Here is a 19,748-nt window from a genome sequence, read left to right as displayed (position 1 = left end):
GGGCGGAAGAACCCCCGCCGGCCCCGCCGAAGTTGGTATAGGACCGCGCGTCAGCCTTCGGCGTGCTTGTCCGCCGTTTCCAGGGCCGCGTCCAGGATGGCCAGGCCGGCCCGGGCGTCTTCCGCCGAAATGTTCAGCGGCGGGACCACATGGATGCGGTTGAAGTTGGCGAACGGCAGGAGCCCGCGGGACTTGCAGGCGCCGATCAGCTCATTCATCGCGGGGCTGGAACCGCCGTAGGCCGCGAGCGGCTCCCGGGTCTGCTGGTTCTTGACCAGCTCGATCGCCCAGAAGGCGCCGACGCCGCGGACCTCGCCGATGGAAGGGTGTTTGGCGGATAGCTCGGCTAGCCCCGGCCCGAAGACGGTTTCGCCCAGGTCAGCGGCATGCTCCACCATCTGCTCGTCCCGCATCGCGTTGATGGTTGCGACGGCGGCCGCGCAGGCCAGCGGGTGGCCCGAGTAGGTCAGCCCGCCCGGGTAGGCCCGGTCGGCGAAGGTCGCGTAGATCTCCGGGGACATGGCCACGCCGCCGAGCGGGACGTAGCCCGAGTTCACGCCCTTGGCGAAGGTCAACAGGTCCGGCACCACGTCGAAGTGGTTGATCGCGAACCACTTGCCGGAGCGGCCGAAACCGGCCATGACCTCGTCCGCGATGAACATTATCCCGTACTTGGTGGCCAGCTCGCGCACGCCCTGGATGTAGCCCGGCGGCGGGACCATGATGCCGGCGGTGCCCGGGATGGACTCCAGGATGATCGCGGCGAAACGGTCGGCGCCCTCGAGCTGGATGGTCGTTTCCAGGTGCTCCAGTGCGCGCTGGGTTTCCTCGGCCTCGGTGGAGGCGTGGAACTGCGAGCGGTACAGGAACGGCGCGTGGAAATGCACCGTGCCGGCGTTGCCGTAGTCGTTGGGGATGCGGCGCGGGTCCCCGGTCACGTTGACGGCGAGCGCGGTGCCGCCGTGGTAGGAGCGGTAGGCCGAGAGCACCTTGTAGCGGCCGGTGTGCAGCCGTGCCATCCGGATGGCGTGCTCCACCGCGTCCGCGCCGCCGTTGGTGAAGAAGATCTTGTCCAGTTCGCCCGGCGTCAGCTCGGCGATCAGCCGCGCCGCCTCGGACCGCGCGTCATTGACGTGCTGCGGGGCGACCGTGCACAGCTTGCCTGCCTGCTCCTGGATCGCCGCGACGACCTTCGGATGCTGGTGGCCGATGTTGGTGTTGACCAGCTGCGAGGAGAAGTCCAGCAGCTTGCTGCCCTCGCCGTCCCAGACATAGGAGCCCTCGGCGCGGGTGATGGTCATGGGCTTGATCTGCTCCTGGGCGGACCAGGAGTGGAATACGTGCTTGCGGTCCAGCTCGTAGGCGCGCCGGCCGGCCTCGAGCTCGGCCTCGCTGACCTCGGCGCCGGTGTGCGCTGCGGTGGTGGTCATTCAGGTCTCCTTTTCTAACAACGACGACGGCGGTGGGCTGGGCGCGCTGCCTCAGGCGTTCTGCGGGAACCCGAGGTTCAGCCCGCCATGGCTCGGGTCCAGCCAGCGCGTGGTCACGACCTTGCCGCGGGTGAAGAAGTGCACGCCCTCGGCGCCGTGCGCGTGGCTGTCGCCGAAGAGCGAGTTCTTCCAGCCGCCGAACGAGTAGTACGCCATCGGCACCGGGATCGGCACGTTGATGCCCACCATACCCACCTCGACCTCGTTCTCGAAGCGCCGGGCGGCACCGCCGTCGTTGGTGAAAATCGCCGTGCCGTTGCCGTAGGGGTTGGCGTTGATCAGGGCCAGCGCATCGTCGTAGGTCTCGGTGCGGACCACGGAGAGGACCGGGCCGAAGATCTCGTCGGTGTAGACGGACATGTCCGGCGTGACGTTGTCGAACAGGGTCGGGCCGAGGAAGAAGCCGTCGCCTTCCGCGTCCGCCTTCACCTGCCGGCCGTCCAGCACCACGGTGGCGCCCGAGGCCTCGCCGGCCTCGATGTAGCCGGCCACCTTCTCCCGGTGCGCCTTCGTGACCAGCGGGCCCATGTCGGTGCCGCGCAGGCCGTCGCCGATCCGCAGCGTCCGGGTGCGCTCGGCGATCTTGGCGACCAGCTCGTCGGCGATCCCGCCGACGGCGACCAGCGCCGAGATGGCCATGCAGCGTTCGCCCGCGGAGCCGTAGCCGGCGCTGACGGCGGCGTCCGCGGCCAGGTCAAGGTCGGCGTCCGGCAGCACGATCATGTGGTTCTTCGCGCCGCCCAGGGCCTGTACGCGCTTGCCTGCGGCCGTGCCCTTCTCGTAGACGTACTTCGCGATCGGGGTGGAGCCGACGAAGGAGACCGACTTGATCTCCGGGTGATCCAGCAGCGTGTCGACGGCCTCCTTGTCGCCGTGCACCACGTTGAAGACGCCGTCCGGCAGGCCGGCTTCCTTCCAGAGCTCGGCGACCCAGTTCACGGCCGTCGGGTCCTTCTCGCTGGGCTTGACCACCACGGTGTTGCCGGTGGCGATGGCGACCGGGAAGAACCACATCGGGACCATGGCCGGGAAGTTGAACGGGCTGATGATCGCCACCGGACCCACCGGCTGGCGGATCGAGTGCACGTCCACCTTCGTCGACGCGTTCTCCGTGTAGCCGCCCTTGAGCAGGTGCGGGATGCCGCAGGCGAATTCCACGACTTCCTGGCCGCGGCTGACTTCGCCGAGGGCGTCGTCGAGGACCTTGCCGTGCTCGGCGGTGATGATGGCGGCGAGCTCGCCCTTGCGGGCGTTGAGCAGCTCGCGGAAGTTGAACAGGATCTGGACCCGCCGGGCGAGCGAGGTGTCGCGCCAGGCCGGGAAGGCACCCGCGGCCGCGGCCACTGCCTCGTTGACGACGGCGGCGCTCGCCAGCGCGACGCGGCCGGAGACTTTGCCGGTGGCGGGGTTGGTGACGTCCGCGTGGCGGCTGTCGGCGGGGGAGGCATAGGCGCCGTTGATCCAGTGCTGGATGGTCTGCATGAAGGAAACTCCTGATGGTTCGCTGGTGAAACTGGCCGGTGGTCTGCCGCTGACACCATCCTGCGCCTTTCGGACCCGCACGCACCATTGCCAGACTGTCAGGAGAACGGCGGTCTGGTTTACACTGTGTCAATGCATGTCACGCTCGAGCGCATCCTGCGGCTGCCACCGCTGGCTTCCGGCCGCCCGGAGGTGCTGTCCGGGACCGGCCGGCTGCAGGAGCCGGTCCGCTGGGTCCACGTCGCTGAGCTGAAGAGCCTCGCGGGTCTGCTGGAAGGCGGCGAGCTCGTCCTGACCACCGGCCTGGGCTTCGGCACCTCGGCCGCCGAAGCCGCCCGCTACCTGGGTGAGCTGGCCGCGCTGGGGGCCGCCGGCGTCGTCGTCGAAATCACCGCGGACCGCCCCGAGGCCGAAGCCGCACTGCGGCAGGCCGCTGGCGGTGCAGCGCTGCCTGTGGTGGTGGTGACGCGGCGGGTCAGGTTCGTGGAAGTGACAGAGGTAGTGCACCGGCTGATCGTCGCCGCCCAGCTGGAACGGGTGGAGAAGGCCCGCGAGGTGCACGAGGTCTTCACCATGCTCAGCCTCGAAAGCGCCTCGCCGGAGGAGATCGTCGCGCGCACTGCAGAGCTGATCCAAACCGCCGTCGTGCTCGAGGACGTCGCCCACCTGGTCCTCGCCTTCGACCCCGCCGGCACCGCGCCGGGGGACCTGCTGGCGGACTGGAAGCGCCGGTCCCGGGCCGCCCACTTCCGCGAGGAGACCGCGCGCACCGGCGACGAGGGCTGGCTGCAGACACCGGTGGGACTGCGCGGCCAGCGCTGGGGCCGGCTCGTGGTGCCGGGCCTGCCCGGCGATGAGGCGGAGGCGGCGATGGTGCTGGAGCGGGCCGGGCAGGCGCTGACCATCAACCGGATGGCGGAGCGGGACCAGCGCGAACTCGGCCACCAGGCGCAGGCCGGCCTCCTGCACGAGCTGCGCCAGCCGCGTTCACTGGACGAGGCGGAGGCGCTGACGCGCGCCGCCGCCCTCGGGCTGCCGCCGGCCCCGCTCTACGTGCCGGTGGTGCTGCGCCTGGACCACGCCTCCGCCTCGGAACCCATCGCCCTGCAGCGCCGCGAGCGCGCCCTGCTGGAACTGGTCAACCGGGTGCTGGCCGCCTCGCGGAACTCGGCGCTCGCCGCCAGCCTGCAGACCGGCTCCGTCGCCGTGCTGCTGGCCCTGCCCGCACGGCAGCTGGAGGACTCCGTGCTGGAACGCATCTGCGGCGAGCTGGCCGACCGGTCCGCCGGCGCCGCCGAGGATCTCCGCTGGACCGCCGGAGTGGGCCGCCCGCATGCCCGGCTGCTGCAGGCGGCCGCCGGGCTGGATGAAGCCGGCCAGGTCGCCGAGACCGCGAGCACGCTGCCCGCCGGCGCCAAACGCTTCTACCGCTCCACCGACGTCCGGCTGCGCGGCCTGCTCACTCTGCTGCGGCACGATCCGCGCGTGCAGACCTTCGTGGAGGCCGAGCTGGCCGGCGTGCTGGAGTCCGGGAACGACGGCGGGGATCTGGACCTGCTGCAGCGGTACCTCGAGAGCGGCGGCAACAAGTCGGAACTGGCCCGCAGCGGGTACCTGAGCCGGCCCACGCTGTACGCCCGGCTGGCCCGGCTGGAGCAGCGGCTGGGGGTGCGCCTCGACGACGCCGAATCGCGGACATCCCTGCACGTGGCGCTGCTGGTCCACAGGCTGCAGGGACTCTAGCGGAACTGTCCTTGCCCGCTGGTAGTGGGCGCGGCCAGCGGGGCGAGGATGGCTTAGGCGCCTTTATGCCGCCTCCGGGCCCCAGGGTACAGGAGTACCGCTAGCTCGCGGTGACGATGATTTCCCGCTTGGCGAGCACCGCCGTCGTGATCCAATGCGTGAGCTCGACGGTCAGCTTGTACTTTCCCGGCACCGGCGGGCGCAGCAGCATGTCGTAGCGTTCGGCGGCTCCGAAGTTCAGTGCCGAGGCCGTGAGCGGGCCGTCCGTCTCGCCCACGGGCAGCGCAGGGCCGACCGGGTCCGAGGTGTCGCGGAAGGCCCGGCCGTCGTGCGAAATCAGCTCGGCCATGCGTACGGGGTTGCCGGCCATGTCGGTGAAGTAGGCGTTGACCGGAAAGAACTCGCCGTTGAGCAGCCGTAGCAGCGTCGGTTTCCGGCCGTTGCCTGCCACATTGGCCCGCATGGAAGACAGAATCAGCGGGCCCTCCTTCCGGGGCCGCTTGGCCAGTTCGCCGCCGAGCAGGTAGAAATGCTTGGGATCGAACTTGTCCAGGCGGGCGTCCTCGCCGGACAGGCCTTCTGCATGGTTCATTTCGTGCCACCGCGGGTCGACGGCATAGGCGACCAATAGAGTCTCCGTAGCAATGTCATATTCAGGTCCGTCCACGAAAGCCCGACGGGCGCCCGGGCTAACCGGATAGTCGGGATGCACGTACGGGTCGATGATCAGCGGGCCGAACATACCCATCTGCACATGAAGCGGAGTGTTGACGTGGCAATGGTAGAAGTAGGTTCCCGAGGAGCCGAAGTTCGGGTTGCCCGGGCGGCCGCGCTCCGGCCGCCACTGGTAGGTGTAGTGTCCGGACACCTCGAAGGAGGTGTGGCCGACGCCGTCATTGCGCGGATCGGGTTCGATGCCGTGCCAGTGGATGGTGTGGACCTTCTTGCTGGGCTTAACAGTGCCTTGGAAGAGCTGGCCTTCGGTGAGCCGCAGCAGCGGCGCGGGGAAGATCCGGCCTGAGTTCTCCGTCTCAAAGGTCCACATCTCGAAGCGGCCGCCGTCGTCGAACTTCATTTTGCGGCTAAAGAAATCGAACTCTTCCTTGCGGTCCGCCTTGAGCGGGAACTCGGTCTTCGGGCTGCCCTCGTGGATCTGGTCCGAGCTGAAATCCACCTGGGTGCGGTAGCGCTTGTGGTCCGGGGGCTTGATGGCAGTGCCCGGTTTTGCGGTCAGGGCACGCGGCGGTTCGGCATTAGGCCCGGGCGGCGGAAGCGCCCCCTCCGGAGGCACCGGCACATCCGCGGGTTCGGCCACGGTCCAGTGGCCCACCAGCCCGCCGGGATACATGCCGCCTCGGGCAACCTGCGACGGTTCCGCGTGGCAGTGCATCGGATAGTGCCAGTCGCCGGATCTGGCGTCCCAGATCTGGTCGGTAGCCTCGGGCGGGCGGCGCACGGGCAGGACGGAGTCCTTGCGGTCCAGCGGATGGACCTCCACCACATCCTCCCACTGCTGCAGCACCACGTGGTTCTCGTCGTCGACGAAGCCGCCGCTGCGCGGGAAGAACGTCCCGTTGCGGCGGACGGTCCAGATGTGGTTTCCGTGGAAGTGCAGCTGGTGGTGGACCACGCCGGCATTCACGAAGCGCATCAGCTGGCCGGTCCGCACTGTGTCATCCGTGGCGCGCTGGCTGAAGTTCCGCACGTCGATGGAGCGGGCGGAGCCGGACATCAGCGAGTCCTCTTCGCGCTCTTCGTTGAGCGCTTCGTCGGTGCTGATGCCCAGTGACTGGAAGCCAGCGCGGCCGTTCAGCGTGAAGTAGCGCGGGAACGCCGGCGTCTTGTCCGGGTCCACCTCCACGCCGCGCGAGGCCTGGCGGGCCCACTCCGGATCCACGTTGTGCAGGATCCACAGCCACTGCCGCTCGAACTCCGGCCCCTCCGGCTGCAGGCGCCACGGCTCGTCGGGGTCCGTGACCAGCAGCGCTCCGTACAGGCCGAGGATGCGCTGCACCGGATCGGCCGTCGGGTCGTCTTCGTCGCGGCCGGGATCGCAGTAGACGTAGGTGCCCGGGGCAGGCGCCTCGAACTCCAGCTCCGCATCGTCGCCGGGAGCGATGCTCCCGGTTCCAACATGGGTGCCGGGTCCGTCGACGTCGAGGAACTGCAGGGCCTGCGGCTGGGCGAGGTTGTTCCGCACCCGGAGCCGGATGGTGCTGCCGGTTTCGGCGATGAGCGCGCGCTTCGGGTAGAAGCTGGCCCAGAATGCCCGCCGGACCAGGTACTCGCCGGGATTGAACGGATCCTTGTAGGCCGGCTCGGGCCGGCCGAGCGGCGGGAGCTCGGCGTCCAGCGGGTAGTGGCGGGTCTCCACCACGCCGCCGTCCCGGGTGAACACGTGCGGGCCCAGGGCCAACGCCGGTTCAGGATCGGTTGTGGCGGTGTGGCGTTCGCCGTAGCCGCGATGGTAGACCAGCGAGCCGTCGACCATCGGCAGGTAGCCGTCATTGATGTGGATGTCCAGGGCGCTCATGATCGCTCCATCACGGTGACGAGTTCGGGCACGCGCAGTTCCGCCACGCTGTCCTGCAGCGGATCGGTGAATTCGACGATGAACCGCCCGGCCGTCTCGGGCGCCAGGAAGCTGACCCATACGTGCTCAACGGCTCCCGGTGCCAGCGGACCCGCATCCCGGCCCGAGTCCTGCAGGCTGGTGCTCATGGCGTTTCCGGCCGGCCGCAGCCGCAGCTGGCCCGGCGAGAACGGCATGGGCGCGCTCCCGGTATTGGCCACTTCGAGCTCGAGCAGGACGATATCGCCCCAGGTGTGGTTCTCCGGTTGCGGCCACCGCAGGCCCGGAATTGCGCCGCCGTGACCGTGGCCGGTAGCCGCCGGCACCGCGATCCCGACGCCGGCCCCGGCGATTGGGACGCTGTCGCCCGACAGCCTGGCCAGCGCCAGCCGCCCGACCAGCGGCGAGCGCGAACCGTCGGCCGAGAGCCGGGCCAGCCGCGCGGCACGCAGCAGCCGCACCGAGCCGAACGCCGTTCCGGCCTGGACCTGGGCGTGCTGGACCGTCTTCGCGACGACGCCGAAGCCGGCGCCGCCGATGATGACGGCGGCGCCGCCGCCGAACAGCAGCCCGAGCTGCCGCCGGCTGAGCACCGTTCCGCCCAAGCCCCGATCTTTCCCGTCGTCATCCTCATCAAAATGCGACATGGCCTTCGCCTCCCCCTTTGGCGTTAGTCAGGCACGATGGTCACCCGGGAACCTTGCAAAAGCCTTGTTTACTTTCCGTTCACTTTGTGCCGGTGCCGCCGCGGGGAAGCAGAGAAGTACGACGCCGGGTGGCCGGCTTTATTGCTTAGCCGGCCACCCGGCGTCGGACGCGGGAACGGGAAGGGACTGCTACAGGTGGTTCAGGCCCTCCGTCAGGACGGAGCGAAGGATCTGCTCGATCTGGTCGAATTCCCGCGGGCCGATCGTCAGCGGGGGAGCGAGCTGGACCACGGGGTCACCGCGGTCGTCGGCGCGGCAGTAGAGACCGGCGTCGAACAGCGCGTTGGAGAGGTAGCCCCGGAGCAGCCGCTCGGATTCATCATCCGTGAAGGTCTCCTTGGTGGCCTTGTCCTTGACCAGTTCGATGCCGTAGAAGTAGCCTTCGCCGCGCACGTCTCCGACAATCGGCAGGTCCAGCAGCTTCTCCAGCGAGGCGCGGAACAGGGGCGCGTTCTGCTTCACGTGGTTATTGAGGCCCTCGCGCTCGAAAATGTCCAGGTTTTCCATGGCGACGGCGGCGGAGACCGGGTGGCCGCCAAACGTGTAGCCGTGGTAGAACGTCGTGTCCCCGTGCTTGAACGGCTCGAACAGCCGGTCCGACGCGATCATGGCGCCGATGGGGGAGTAGCCGCTGGTCATGCCCTTGGCGCAGGTGATCATGTCCGGGATGTAGCCGAAGTCGTCGCTGGCGAACATGGAGCCGATCCGGCCGAACGCGCAGATCACTTCGTCCGAGACCAGCAGGACGTCGTACTCGTCGCAGATCTCCCGGACGCGCTGGAAGTAGCCGGGCGGCGGCGGGAAGCAGCCGCCGGAGTTCTGCACCGGCTCCAGGAACACGGCGGCGACGGTGTCGGGTCCCTCGAACTCGATGGCCTCGCCAATGCGGTCCGCGGCCCAGCGGCCGAATGCCTCCGGGTCTTCGAGCCCCTCCGGTGCGCGGTACTGGTTGGTGTTCGGGACCCGGAAGGCGCCGGGCACGAGCGGTTCGAACGGGGCCTTCATGTCCGGGATCCCGGTGATGGACAGCGCCCCCTGCGGGGTGCCGTGATAGGCCACCGCACGGGAGATGACCTTGGTCTTGTTCGGCTTGCCCTGCAGCTTGAAGTACTGCTTGGCCAGCTTCCACGCCGTCTCCACCGCCTCGCCGCCGCCGGTGGTGAAGAAGACGCGGTTCAGGTCGCCGGGGGCGTGGTGCGCCAACCGCTCGGACAGGTCGATGGCGGCCGGGTGGGCGTAGGACCAGAGCGGCATGAATGCCAGCTCCCGGGCCTGCCGGGCCGCAGCCTGCGCGAGCTCCTCGCGCCCGTGGCCCACCTGGACCACGAAGAGCCCGGCCAGGCCGTCGATGTATTCGCGACCCTGGTCGTCGTAGATCAGGTGGCCCTCGCCGCGGGTAATGACGGGCACGGTGCCGCCGCCGGCCAGGTTGGAGTGGCGGGCCATGTGCATCCACAAGTGGTCGCGGGCCGCCTGCTGGCGGTCGGTGCCGCGCGGCGTGCTGTAGGTTCGTTCGGTGCTGGTTTGAGTCATCGGGTTCCCCAGTTGTATTCCTGCTTCCGCAGGGAGAGGTACATGAACGTTTCCGTGCTGAGAACGCCGTCGATGCCGCGGATCTCGGTGATGAGCCGCAGCAGGTCATGGTCGTTCTCGCAGATCACTTCGGCCAGGATGTCGAAGGAACCGGCGGTGACCAGGCAGTAGTCCACCTGGTCCAGCGCCGCGATCCTGTCGCCAACGGCCACCAGATCGTCGTCGGCCTTGATTCCCAGCATGGCCTGGCGCGAGAAGCCGAGCTGCAGGGGGTCCGTCACGGCGACGATCTGCATCACGCCGCCGTCCGTGAGTTTCTGGACCCGCTGCCGCACGGCCGCCTCGGAGAGCCCGACGGCCTTGCCGATGTTCGCGTAGGACCGCCTGCCGTCTTCCTGCAACTGCTCGATGATCGCCTTGGAGACGTCGTCGATCGGGCCGTTCGTCCCGGGAACGGCGCCGCTGCCGTGCTGGGTGCTCAAGGGAGTTCCACCTCCTTCGAAGGCTTCGTGGGAATGCTGCTATTGAAGTCGTTGGCGGCGGCGTGCGCAAGACCCTTAGGCTGCGGAACCAGTGGAAAATCGCCAATCCGACGATGAGATCAGTTGAGTAACAAAAAATTTACAACTGAAAACCTTGTCTGCGTGTTGGGGGTCTGCCAGTATCGACGGCACAACAGCATCCGCCTCTGACCAGGAGCCCACATGCCACAGCGCCTACCCGACGACCCCCGCCTGCGCCGCCTGGTATCCGCCCAGCTCTCGCGCCGCAACATGCTCATGGGCACCGGCGCCTTGACGTTGGCCGGGCTGCTGGCGGCCTGCGGAACGGGCGGCTCCGGCACGTCGGCCGCGGACGGGAGCCCGACCGCAGCCGCGGACCGGTCGGATGCCGACAGGGTGGTCAACTGGGCCAACTGGACCCTCTACCTGGACTACGACGACAAGGCGCAGGCGTACCCGTCGCTGGAGGCCTTCTCCAAGTCCCGCGGCATCCAGGCCAACTACTCCGAAGACATCGACGGTAACGACACCTACTTCGGCAAGGTGCAGGCGCAGCTCGCCGCCGGCCAGGACATCGGCCAGGACATCATCACGCTGACGGACTGGATGGCCGCCCGGCTGATCCGCCTCGGCTACACGCAGGAGCTGGACCTCGGCAACATCCCCAACTCCAAGAACCTGCTGGAGACCCTCCGGAACGTGGACTTCGATCCCGGCCGGAAGCACTCGCTGACCTGGCAGTCCGGGTTCGCCGGGATCGCGTGGAACAAGCAGGCCGTCCCCGGCGGCCTGCGTACCGTGGCGGACCTGTGGAAGCCGGAGCTCAAGGGCCGCGTGGAGGTGCTGGACGAAATGCGCGACACGATGGGCCTGCTAATGCTGGACAACGGCGTGGACATCTCCGGCGAGTGGGGCACTGGCGAATTCGACAGCGCGCTGGACGTCCTCAGCAAGCAGATCGCGGACGGCCAGATCCGGCAGGTCAAGGGCAACTCCTACAAGGAGGACCTGATCTCCGGCGACGCGCTCGCCGTCATCGCCTGGTCCGGAGACATCACGCAGCTGAACTTCGAAGAGGGCGACAAGTGGGAGTTCGCCCTGCCGGACGCCGGCGGCACGCTCTGGTCGGACAACCTGATGGTGCCGATCGGCTCCCCGCACAAGGCCAACGCGGAAGCCCTGATGGACTACTACTACGATCCGGAGAACGCCGCCACCGTGGCCGCGTACGTAAACTACATCTGCCCGGTCGAGGGCGCCCGCGAGGCCATGGAGGCCATCGATCCGGAGCTGGTGGAGAACCCGCTGATCTTCCCCACGGAGGACTTCCTCGCCAACGCCCACGTGCTGCGCACCCTGTCCGCGGAAGAGGAGACGGACTTCAGCGACCGGTTCCAGAAAGCGATCGGCAATTGATGGTCCAGGAACACCTTGCGGAGGAAACAACGACGGCGGCGGGCCGGGACAGCGGGGGAGCGGACCTCGTCCTGGATTCGGTCACGAAGCGGTTCGCCGACTTCGTCGCCGTGGACGAGCTGGACCTGACCATACCGGCGGGCTCGTTCTTCGCGCTGCTCGGGCCCTCCGGCTGCGGCAAGACCACCACGCTGCGCATGGTGGCGGGGCTGGAGCAGCCCACCTCCGGCGCGCTGCGCATCGGCGGCCGGGACATCACCCGCACCGGCGCGCACGAGCGGCCGGTCAACACCGTGTTCCAGAACTACGCGCTGTTCCCGCACATGAGCGTGCTGGACAACGTGGCCTTCGGCCTGAAGCGCCGCAAGGTCCGCGGCGCCGAGGCCCAGGCCAGGACCGCCCTGGAGCTGGTGGAGCTCGGCCACCTGGCCGCCCGACGTCCGGCCCAGCTCTCGGGCGGGCAGCAGCAGCGCGTGGCCCTGGCCCGCGCCATCGTCAACCGGCCGGCCGTGCTCCTGCTGGACGAGCCGCTCGGCGCCCTGGACATGAAGCTCCGCCGGCAGATGCAGGTGGAGCTGAAGAACATCCAGCTGGAGGTCGGCCTGACCTTCGTGCACGTCACGCACGACCAGGAAGAGGCCATGACGATGGCGGACACGGTCGCCGTGATGAACGCCGGCCGGGTGGAGCAGATGGGCGCACCGCGGGAACTCTACGAGCTTCCGCGCACCGCCTTCGTGGCGAACTTCCTGGGAAAGTCCAATCTCGTCCCCGGTGAGGTGGTCGAGGACCGCGGGGACGCCGTCGTCGTTAATGCCCGGGACAACCGGCTCACCGTGCTCAAGGAACGGGCCGCCATGCACCACGGGCGGGTGCTGGTGGGCATCCGGCCGGAGAAGCTGAAGATGATGTGGCCGCAGGACGCCGTGGGGGACCCGGACAACATGCTGCACGGCCGCGTGGCGGATACGTCGTTCACCGGCGTCAGCACCGACTACCTGGTGGACGTCGCCGGAGTGGGGCGGCTCGGCGTGTTCTCGCAGAACCACGGACAGCAGCTGGCCCGGCCGGGGGACGAGGTCGTGCTCTGCTGGGACACAGCGCACGCCTTCGGACTGGACGGCCGCGAGGACTCCAGCGCCGGCGCGGCCGAGGCCGCGGGAGCCGCGGCGCCATGAGCCTGCTGGCCCGCAACCACGGCAACATTCCGGACGCACAGGACCTGCCCGGCAATGCCGCCCGGCGCGGCCGGAAGGACCCCCGCAGCGCCGGCGAAATCGGAGCCGACCGCCGCCGCGGCCGGACGGGCTACTGGCTGATCCTGCCCGGCTTCGCGTTTATGCTGCTGTTCTTCGTGCTGCCGGTGTTCTCGCTGCTGGCCACCTCGCTCTACACCAAGCCGCCGGGCGCCGACGTCGGCCAGTTCGTGCCGGCGCTGCAGTTCAGCAACTACGCCGACGTGCTCGGCGCCTACTGGCAGGAGCTGCTGCGCTCCTTCGCCTTCGCCCTCGTCGCCACGATCGCGGCGCTGCTGATCGGCTACCCGATGGCCTACCTGGTGGCGGTCCGGCTGCGCGGGCGGAAGCTGCTGCAGGGCATCCTGCTGGTGCTGATCATCGCGCCGTTCTTCACCAGCTTCATCCTGCGGACCCAGGCCTGGAAGCAGATCCTGGCCGACGAAGGCCCGGTGGTGGCCGTGCTGCGCGCACTGTCCCTGCTGCCCGAGGACGGTCGGCTGACCGCCACGGCCTTCGCTGTGGTCTGCGGCCTGACCTACAACTTCCTGCCCTTCATGACGCTGCCGATCTATGCCAACCTGGAGCGGCTGGATACCCGGCTGATCGAGGCCGGCAACGACCTGTACGCCAGTCCGTTCCAGACCTTCCGGACGGTCACGCTGCCGCTGTCCATGCCCGGCGTGATGGCCGGAACCCTGCTGACCTTCATCCCGGCGTCCGGCGACTACATCAACGCGGCCCTGCTGGGCAATAACCAGGACACCACCATGATCGGCCAGGTCATCGACTCCAGGTTCTTCCGCGTGGTGGATTATCCCGGCGCCTCCGCGCTGTCCTTCGTGCTGATGCTGGCGATCCTCGCCCTGGTCATCCTCTACGTCCGGCGCTTCGGCACCAAAGAACTACTTTGAGATAAGGAGGTCAGGCGGCATGCGGCAAACCATCGGACGCTGGCTGGTCCCGGTCATCGGCGGGCTCGCCTTCCTGTTCCTGCTGGTCCCCATCGCGTACGTGTTCGCGTTCTCCTTCAACGACGCCGGACGGACCAACCTGTCGTGGCGCGGCTTCACGCTGGAGAACTGGCAGAACCCCTGCGGCGCCCCGGCTGTCTGCCAGGCACTCGGCAACAGCCTGCAGATCGGCGCCACCGCGACCCTGCTGGCGACGATCCTCGGAACGGCCATCGCCATCGGGCTGGTGCGGTACCGCTTCAGGTTCAACGCCACGGCGAACCTGCTGATCTTCCTGCCGCTGGCCACGCCGGAAGTGGTGCTGGGCGCGTCGCTGCTGGCGCAGTTCCTGAACATCGGCGCCGACTTGGGCATTGGCACGATCATCATCGCGCACACGATGTTCTGCATCTCGTTCGTCGTGGTGACCGTCAAGGCGCGCGTGGCCAGCCTGGATCCCAAGCTCGAGGAGGCCGCCGCCGACCTCTATGCCTCGCCGATACAGGCCTTCTGGCGGGTCACCTTCCCGCTGCTGCTGCCCGGCATCGTCGCCGCCGCGCTGCTCGCCTTCGCCATGAGCTTCGACGACTTCATCATCACGAACTTCAACTCCGGCAACGTGGACACGTTCCCGAAGTTCATCTACGTCGCGGCGACCAGGGGCATCCCCGCGCAGGCCAACGTCATCGGCTCGGCCATGTTCATCGCCGCCCTGCTGGTGGTCATCGGCGGACAGGTCCTGGCCAACCGCCGGGCCAAGCTGCTCGCAGCCCGCTAGCCGGCCGGGCCGCCGGCCGACCGATGGGTATGGTCAGCGCGCAGCCCAGGTGTCGCGCTGCGCCTGCAGCCCGCCGATCAGCCCCTCCAGCCCGAGCCGGAAGGCCGCATCCGCGGCCGATCCGCCGGTGCCGAGGTCCTGGCTGCGGACGGCGGACGTGAACTTCGGGTTCGCCTCGGCGAGTTCGCCGGACTCGAAGATGTCCTCCGGCGCCGTGACGTCGAAGGCGGAACCGAAGATGAAGGACTCCAGCGCCACGATGGCGGGCACGATCAGCGGCTCCGGCCAGCCGTCGTCCAGGAAGGCTGCGGTCAACGTCTCGTACATCCGCAGGGTCTGCCCCGCGCCGGTGACCGGCAGCACCGCGATCACCGGGATCAGCGGCGTGTGCCGGGTGAAGACGTCCCGGTACGACCAGGCCCAGCGGCGGATTGCGGCCTCCCACGGCTCGGTCCCGAAGGCGGAGACGTCAATGCTGGTGATGATGTCGTCCTGCACCAGCACCAGCACATCCTGTTTGGAGGCCACATGGTTGTACAGGGCGGATGGGGCAACCTGGAGCGACTTGGCCAGGGCGGACATCGTCAGCCGTTCGTAGCCGCCGGCCTCGATGAGCTTCAGCGCCGCCGCCGTGATGCGCTCCTTGGACAGGACCTTCTGCGTTGGCCTTCCCGCCGGGCGGTGCGCCCCGGATGCTGCCTCGACTGCCATACCTGCGGCTTCCTCCATTGGCTACGCGTACGGATCTCCGGGCGCCGGCTCGGGGCCCGGACTTCATCCTACGTTCTGTCTTCACATGGGCCGTCGGTGCCGCTACCATGGATGTAAATGAACATCATTCATTTATGAGACCCGCAGGAGTGGAGACCATGACCAACATGGAACGTGACGTCGTCGTTATCGGGGCAGGACCATCCGGCCTGAGCGCAGCCCGCCGTTTGCAGCAGGAGGGGCTCTCCGTGGCCGTCCTCGAGGCCCGGGACCGGGTGGGCGGCCGTACGTGGACCCAAACCATCGACGGCGCCATGCTGGAAATCGGCGGCCAATGGGTATCCCCGGACCAGACGGCGCTGCTGGAAACGCTGGAGGAACTGGGCCTGGAGACCTTCCAGCGCTACCGCGAGGGTGACTCCGTGTATCTCGCCGCGGACGGCACCCGCACCCGCTACACCGGCGAGATGTTCCCGGTCAGCGCGCAGACCCAGGCCGAGATGGAACGGCTGATCGCCCTGCTGGACACCCTCGCGGCCGAGGCCGGCCCCCTGGCGCCCTGGACGCATCCGCTGGCCCGCGAGCTGGACACCATCTCCTTCCACCACTGGCTCCGCCGGCAGTCCTCCGATGAGGAAGCCTGCAACAACATCGGACTCTTTATCGCCGGGGGAATGCTCACCAAGCCCGCCCACTCCTTCTCCGCCTTGCAGGCCGTGCTGATGGCGGCGTCCGCGGGTTCCTTCAGCAATCTTGTCGACGACAACTTCATCCTCGACCGCCGCGTTGTGGGAGGCATGCAGCAGGTGTCCGAACGCCTCGCCGAACAGCTGGGGAACGATGTCGTACTCAACAGTCCCGTACGGACGCTTCATTGGGGCGGCGAAAACGGCGAAGGCACGGGAGTAACCGCCGTCTCGGACCTCGTGACGGTGCAGGCGCGCTACGCCATCATGGCGGTTCCGCCGAACCTCTATTCACGCGTGTCCTTCGAACCCCCGTTGCCGCGCCGGCAGCACCAGATGCACCAGCACCAGTCGCTCGGCCTGGTCATCAAGGTCCACGCCGTGTACGGCACGCCGTTCTGGCGGAAGGACGGACTGTCGGGCACCTGCTTCGGTCCCGGCGCCCTGGTGCAGGAGGTCTACGACAACACCAACGACGGCGACGACCGCGGTACGCTGGTGGGTTTCGTTTCGGACGAGAAGGCGGACGCGGTGTTCGAGCTGGCCGCCGACGAACGCCGGCAGCGCATCCTCGAATCCATCGCCGGCTACCTCGGCCCGGAGGCGTTGAACCCCGAGGTCTACTACGAATCCGACTGGGGCTCCGAGGAATGGACGCGCGGCGCCTACGCCGCCAGCTACGACCTGGGCGGCCTGCACCGCTATGGGCCGGACCAGCTCAAGCCAGTGGGCCCCATCTACTGGTCGTGTTCCGACCTGGCCGCCGAGGGGTACCAGCACGTCGACGGCGCCATTCGGATGGGCCGGCAGACGGCGGATCGTATCCTCGCCGCCGACCGGGCATCGTCGGCCGTGCCCCGCTGACGGACGTACCGCGGCCCGCGGCGGTACAGTGGCAGCATCGTCAGGGAGGACGCAGATGACTGAGGGCACTGATTACACCCCCGCCTACGTGGCAGATCTGGCCCAGGAGCACGGCCTCGAGCTCATTCCCGCCAGCGTGGACTTCAACGAAGCGGGCCTGGACTATCTGGTGGCATTCGCAACCGCGAAGGACGGCAAGGCCTGGGTCCTGCGGATTCCGCGGCGGCCCGATGTCTCCGGCAAGATCGCCGACGAGGCCCGCATCCTCAAGCTGGTCAGGGGCCGGCTCTCGGTGGCCGTTCCCGACTGGCGCATCCGGAGCAGGACCCTGGTGGCCTATCCCGCGCTGCCCGGGCATCCGGGGCTCACCTTGGAGGACGGCGAAGTGGCCTGGCATTTCGACCGGGACTCGCCGGCCTACTGCCGGTCCCTGGGCCGGCTTATTGCCCAGCTGCACCGGGTCGATGCCGAGGCGGCCCAGGCAGCCAGAATCCCGACCCTTACTCCGGCCGAGGTCCGCGAGGAGTGGCGCACCAACCTGGCCAAGGTCGGCGCGGAATTCAGCATCGCCGAGCGCCTGCTTGACCGGTGGAACGCCTGGCTGGACGAGGACAGCTACTGGCCCGATTTCACGGTCTTTACCCACGGCGAGCTCTATCCCGCCCACCTGCTGCTGGACGACGACGCCGAAATCGTCTCGGTGCTGGACTGGACCACGGCGAAGGTGGGCGACCCCGCGGTCGACTTCATGTTCCACCACAGCATGTCCACGCCGGAGGCCTTCGAACTGACGGTCCGGACCTATGTCGGTGAAGGCGGCCGCATTCCCGGGCGGCTGGCGGAGCAGTGTGCCGAAATCATGGCAGCCGGGCCGATCGGCTACGGCGCGTACGCGCTGGCGACCGGCGACCCGGACCACTGGGCAGCGGCGGCCGCCCAACTCGACCCGGAGGAGTGACGGGCGCGCCGAGCGCTACGCAGCCGAAAGAACCGGCGAGAGCAGCAAAGAAGGGCCCTGCCTTCACGGAAGGCAGGGCCCTGGCTCGCAGCGGGGCGGATCGGCACAGTGCCTCAGGCGCTTCGTCCCCGGGGCTTGCCCGACTTGGACTTGGTGCCCTTGCCCTTGGCGAGAAGGTTGCTCTTGGCCGGTTTCCCGGCCGCCGCGGGCTTGCCGGATGAAGCAGTTTTTTCGGCCGCGGCCGGCTGCGCTGCCGGACGGGCCGGTGCTGCCTTGGGGCGGGCCGGGGCGGACGCCGCGACGTCCGGACGGGCCGGTGCGTTCCGCCTGGCGAGGGCGGCGGGGTGGCCGGCGCTGCTACGGCGGGAACGCCGCCGTCGTTATTGATACCACCGGCACCCACGGCATGCTCAGGGACGGCCAATGGGGACGCGTCGCCTGGGGCGCTGGAGCGGGCGGGCGGAAGCCGCCGGGCGGCGGGATTGCGGAACGGTCGCCGTGCCGGAGGCTTCCAGGAAGACCGGCTGCGGCCTGTTGGCGTCCGGGCGGCGCCCCGCGGACTCGGGCCGAAGAACTTGTCCGTGTGGCCGAGCCGTTCAATGATCGTCCAGACCGATGCGGCGGCGATGACCAGGGTCAGCAGCACGGCGGCGCCGGTGCCGTAGATCCGCACGAGGGCCTCGACGGGCGAAATCGCGTTCTGCTGAGCGTAATTCGCGAGCCTCAGGGCAACCCAGAACACGGCAATGACGGCCAGGACGGCAAGGGGAACACCGATGCCTGTTTCCCGAATCCGCTCTACGGCGTGGTGCCAGCCGTCCATCAGGCGGCTCGCGGGTGTTGTCCGGCGCTGCTCTGAGGTTTTGCTGGGAGACGGGGAAGTCACTTGGTGCTCCTTTCCTTAGGTTGTGGAGTCGCCCGGGTGCGAGGCGACGAGTTCGCGGACAAAGCGGTCGAGGAGGGTGGCCAGCGCCTGCCGGTCCTTCTTGGACCAGCCGGCGAGCAGTTCGTCGAAAAGCTCCGCTCCTGCGGCGCCGATCCGGCGCTGCAGTTCGCGGCCTTCCGGCGACGTGCTGACCAGGGTGGCACGGGCGTCATCCGGGTCGTTGTGCCGTTCGATGAGGCCCTTGCTGTCCAGCCTATTGACCTGGGGTGTCATGGTCGACTTGTCCACGCCATGGTGGCTGGCCAATTCCGAGAGCCTGACCGGTCCGAAGTTGTGGATGAAATCGAGCAGGACGACGTCGTTCGCGGACATATCCTCCGCCGCGGGGCCGAAAAGTTCCTTGCGGCCCTGGGACCTGGCGGTCCAGCGCATGAGCTGCGTGACGCCGGCGCGGACGAGGTCCCCAGGTGTTGGGGATTCGTCTGATGGGGGATCTGCGGAGGCTTCCTGCATGCCTCGATTCTAGTCCGTTTTAGTTTGATTTGGCCAATCAAACTGTTTGATTCGCCCAACCAAATGGGCATTGTGGGCAAGCTCACTGAGGGGTGCTTCGACTGGACCGGAACCGCATGTTCGACGGCCTGCAAACGGAGAGCCGGATTCTGCACTAAGCATGCTTATGACTGGCTATACTGGGGGTCATCAGGGGAGCCGTGATGCTTCCGGCTCGCTGGAAGGAGTTCTAAGGATGACCGCGGAAAGCGCTCCGCAGTACTGGGCAATGGACGGGGACGACGGCGCCGCCGACCCGTGGTGCACCGAATGCGGCACGGACGAGTATCTGATTGTCGAGGACCTGGAGCCGGCCGTCGGCGCTGATCCTTCCGGCCGCCCGCTCTGGAACATCAGCTACTCGTGTTCCGAATGCGAAAGCTTCTATGGGCACCTGACCCGCAGGCCGTTGCCGGGGCTGGAGGACAGCCTGAGCCGGCTCGTCGCCGACGACGCTGGGTACGTCCACTGCGGCGAGCCGATGCAGCCGGTCGAGGCCGGGCTGCGCCCAATCTACGATCCGGTGTCCAATGATGGTCCGATGGAGGGCCCGGTCCTGCCGCTGGTCCAACTGGAAACGGTGCTGCTGAGCTGTGCGTGCGGCTTCCGGATGGAAGTGCCCGCGGAAGCGTCGTCCGAGGGCAACTGACGCGGACGACGATGCGGAGAAGGCGGGCCC

At 68.3% G+C, this 19,748-nt stretch carries 17 protein-coding genes; 9 read left to right on the top strand and 8 right to left on the bottom strand.

The window, feature by feature from the left end; genetic code table 11:
- Window positions 1-50: 50 nt before the first annotated feature.
- Together OC550_RS02675 and OC550_RS02670 are read right to left on the bottom strand one after the other, a co-directional pair.
- Window positions 51-1,430, bottom strand: coding sequence for an aspartate aminotransferase family protein (locus tag OC550_RS02675; RefSeq protein ID WP_262103758.1), 1,380 nt, complete (start codon window positions 1,428-1,430; stop codon window positions 51-53).
- A gap of 51 nt (window positions 1,431-1,481) precedes the next feature.
- On the bottom strand, window positions 1,482-2,972 hold the full coding sequence (locus tag OC550_RS02670; RefSeq protein ID WP_262103757.1) for a CoA-acylating methylmalonate-semialdehyde dehydrogenase: 1,491 nt from the start codon (window positions 2,970-2,972) through the stop codon (window positions 1,482-1,484).
- Between the two features lie 132 nt (window positions 2,973-3,104).
- Between OC550_RS02670 and OC550_RS02665 the strand changes: the two genes are divergently transcribed.
- Entirely contained in the window at window positions 3,105-4,715 is a 1,611-nt protein-coding gene (locus OC550_RS02665; RefSeq protein WP_262103756.1) for a PucR family transcriptional regulator ligand-binding domain-containing protein, read from the top strand.
- A gap of 100 nt (window positions 4,716-4,815) precedes the next feature.
- Here OC550_RS02665 and OC550_RS02660 read toward each other — a convergent pair whose 3' ends face one another.
- The 4 genes from OC550_RS02660 to OC550_RS02645 form a co-directional block, all read right to left on the bottom strand.
- Window positions 4,816-7,248, bottom strand: a complete 2,433-nt coding sequence (locus tag OC550_RS02660; protein ID WP_262103755.1) for a multicopper oxidase domain-containing protein — start codon at window positions 7,246-7,248, stop codon at window positions 4,816-4,818.
- Window positions 7,245-7,934, bottom strand: a complete 690-nt coding sequence (locus OC550_RS02655; RefSeq protein WP_262103754.1) for a hypothetical protein — start codon at window positions 7,932-7,934, stop codon at window positions 7,245-7,247. The genes OC550_RS02660 and OC550_RS02655 overlap by 4 nt, the downstream gene beginning before the upstream one ends.
- A gap of 189 nt (window positions 7,935-8,123) precedes the next feature.
- Window positions 8,124-9,527 (bottom strand): aspartate aminotransferase family protein, encoded by a 1,404-nt coding sequence (locus tag OC550_RS02650; RefSeq protein ID WP_262103753.1) that lies wholly within the window; start codon window positions 9,525-9,527, stop codon window positions 8,124-8,126.
- Window positions 9,524-10,009: an Lrp/AsnC family transcriptional regulator gene (locus OC550_RS02645; RefSeq protein ID WP_262103752.1), complete on the bottom strand. Its 486-nt coding sequence runs from the start codon at window positions 10,007-10,009 to the stop codon at window positions 9,524-9,526. Before OC550_RS02645 ends, OC550_RS02650 begins: the two co-directional genes overlap by 4 nt.
- Before the next feature lie 222 nt (window positions 10,010-10,231).
- On the opposite strand from OC550_RS02645, the gene OC550_RS02640 reads away from it, so the two are divergent.
- From OC550_RS02640 to OC550_RS02625, 4 genes are read left to right on the top strand one after another with little or no spacing between them, the layout of a single operon-like run.
- Window positions 10,232-11,446 carry a spermidine/putrescine ABC transporter substrate-binding protein gene (locus tag OC550_RS02640; RefSeq protein ID WP_262103751.1) on the top strand — a complete coding sequence of 405 codons (1,215 nt, stop codon included), beginning with the start codon at window positions 10,232-10,234 and terminating at the stop codon, window positions 11,444-11,446.
- Window positions 11,446-12,624 (top strand): ABC transporter ATP-binding protein, encoded by a 1,179-nt coding sequence (locus OC550_RS02635; RefSeq protein WP_262103750.1) that lies wholly within the window; start codon window positions 11,446-11,448, stop codon window positions 12,622-12,624. Before OC550_RS02640 ends, OC550_RS02635 begins: the two co-directional genes overlap by 1 nt.
- Window positions 12,621-13,595: an ABC transporter permease gene (locus OC550_RS02630; RefSeq protein WP_262103749.1), complete on the top strand. Its 975-nt coding sequence runs from the start codon at window positions 12,621-12,623 to the stop codon at window positions 13,593-13,595. Before OC550_RS02635 ends, OC550_RS02630 begins: the two co-directional genes overlap by 4 nt.
- Before the next feature lie 19 nt (window positions 13,596-13,614).
- On the top strand, window positions 13,615-14,412 hold the full coding sequence (locus tag OC550_RS02625; RefSeq protein WP_262103748.1) for an ABC transporter permease: 798 nt from the start codon (window positions 13,615-13,617) through the stop codon (window positions 14,410-14,412).
- Window positions 14,413-14,445: 33 nt separating this feature from the next.
- On the opposite strand, the gene OC550_RS02620 is transcribed toward OC550_RS02625, so the two are convergent.
- Window positions 14,446-15,123 carry a TetR/AcrR family transcriptional regulator gene (locus OC550_RS02620; RefSeq protein WP_262103747.1) on the bottom strand — a complete coding sequence of 226 codons (678 nt, stop codon included), beginning with the start codon at window positions 15,121-15,123 and terminating at the stop codon, window positions 14,446-14,448.
- 158 nt (window positions 15,124-15,281) lie between these two features.
- Here OC550_RS02620 and OC550_RS02615 point away from each other — a divergent pair, with 158 nt between their 5' ends.
- The 3 genes from OC550_RS02615 to OC550_RS02605 all read left to right on the top strand — a co-directional run bounded on the left by OC550_RS02615 (window position 15,282) and on the right by OC550_RS02605 (window position 18,490).
- Entirely contained in the window at window positions 15,282-16,673 is a 1,392-nt protein-coding gene (locus OC550_RS02615) for an NAD(P)/FAD-dependent oxidoreductase (RefSeq protein ID WP_262103746.1), read from the top strand.
- Between the two features lie 55 nt (window positions 16,674-16,728).
- Window positions 16,729-17,631, top strand: a complete 903-nt coding sequence (locus tag OC550_RS02610) for a macrolide 2'-phosphotransferase (protein WP_262103745.1) — start codon at window positions 16,729-16,731, stop codon at window positions 17,629-17,631.
- 583 nt (window positions 17,632-18,214) lie between these two features.
- Window positions 18,215-18,490, top strand: coding sequence for a hypothetical protein (locus tag OC550_RS02605; protein WP_262103744.1), 276 nt, complete (start codon window positions 18,215-18,217; stop codon window positions 18,488-18,490).
- A 42-nt stretch (window positions 18,491-18,532) separates the two neighbouring features.
- Here OC550_RS02605 and OC550_RS02600 read toward each other — a convergent pair whose 3' ends face one another.
- Window positions 18,533-19,030, bottom strand: a complete 498-nt coding sequence (locus tag OC550_RS02600; RefSeq protein WP_262103743.1) for a MarR family winged helix-turn-helix transcriptional regulator — start codon at window positions 19,028-19,030, stop codon at window positions 18,533-18,535.
- 235 nt (window positions 19,031-19,265) lie between these two features.
- On the opposite strand from OC550_RS02600, the gene OC550_RS02595 reads away from it, so the two are divergent.
- Window positions 19,266-19,718, top strand: coding sequence for a hypothetical protein (locus tag OC550_RS02595; RefSeq protein WP_262103742.1), 453 nt, complete (start codon window positions 19,266-19,268; stop codon window positions 19,716-19,718).
- Window positions 19,719-19,748 lie beyond the last annotated feature (30 nt).

Origin of the sequence: Arthrobacter sp. Marseille-P9274 (assembly GCF_946892675.1) — a bacterium.
GTDB lineage: Bacteria > Actinomycetota > Actinomycetes > Actinomycetales > Micrococcaceae > Crystallibacter.
The sequence above is the reverse complement of the archived record's forward strand: the minus strand, read 5'-3'. Positions and strand labels throughout refer to the sequence as shown.

What these genes read in the sequence shown, in the direction of transcription:
- OC550_RS02675 (WP_262103758.1), bottom strand. Translation starts at nt 1,430, where the DNA reads ATGACCACCACCGCAGCGCACACCGGCGCCGAGGTCAGCGAGGCCGAG.
- OC550_RS02670 (WP_262103757.1), bottom strand. Translation starts at nt 2,972, where the DNA reads ATGCAGACCATCCAGCACTGGATCAACGGCGCCTATGCCTCCCCCGCC.
- OC550_RS02665 (WP_262103756.1), top strand. Translation starts at nt 3,105, where the DNA reads ATGCATGTCACGCTCGAGCGCATCCTGCGGCTGCCACCGCTGGCTTCC.
- OC550_RS02660 (WP_262103755.1), bottom strand. Translation starts at nt 7,248, where the DNA reads ATGAGCGCCCTGGACATCCACATCAATGACGGCTACCTGCCGATGGTC.
- OC550_RS02655 (WP_262103754.1), bottom strand. Translation starts at nt 7,934, where the DNA reads ATGTCGCATTTTGATGAGGATGACGACGGGAAAGATCGGGGCTTGGGC.
- OC550_RS02650 (WP_262103753.1), bottom strand. Translation starts at nt 9,527, where the DNA reads ATGACTCAAACCAGCACCGAACGAACCTACAGCACGCCGCGCGGCACC.
- OC550_RS02640 (WP_262103751.1), top strand. Translation starts at nt 10,232, where the DNA reads ATGCCACAGCGCCTACCCGACGACCCCCGCCTGCGCCGCCTGGTATCC.
- OC550_RS02635 (WP_262103750.1), top strand. Translation starts at nt 11,446, where the DNA reads ATGGTCCAGGAACACCTTGCGGAGGAAACAACGACGGCGGCGGGCCGG.
- OC550_RS02630 (WP_262103749.1), top strand. Translation starts at nt 12,621, where the DNA reads ATGAGCCTGCTGGCCCGCAACCACGGCAACATTCCGGACGCACAGGAC.
- OC550_RS02625 (WP_262103748.1), top strand. Translation starts at nt 13,615, where the DNA reads ATGCGGCAAACCATCGGACGCTGGCTGGTCCCGGTCATCGGCGGGCTC.
- OC550_RS02620 (WP_262103747.1), bottom strand. Translation starts at nt 15,123, where the DNA reads ATGGCAGTCGAGGCAGCATCCGGGGCGCACCGCCCGGCGGGAAGGCCA.
- OC550_RS02615 (WP_262103746.1), top strand. Translation starts at nt 15,282, where the DNA reads ATGACCAACATGGAACGTGACGTCGTCGTTATCGGGGCAGGACCATCC.
- OC550_RS02610 (WP_262103745.1), top strand. Translation starts at nt 16,729, where the DNA reads ATGACTGAGGGCACTGATTACACCCCCGCCTACGTGGCAGATCTGGCC.
- OC550_RS02600 (WP_262103743.1), bottom strand. Translation starts at nt 19,030, where the DNA reads ATGCAGGAAGCCTCCGCAGATCCCCCATCAGACGAATCCCCAACACCT.
- OC550_RS02595 (WP_262103742.1), top strand. Translation starts at nt 19,266, where the DNA reads ATGACCGCGGAAAGCGCTCCGCAGTACTGGGCAATGGACGGGGACGAC.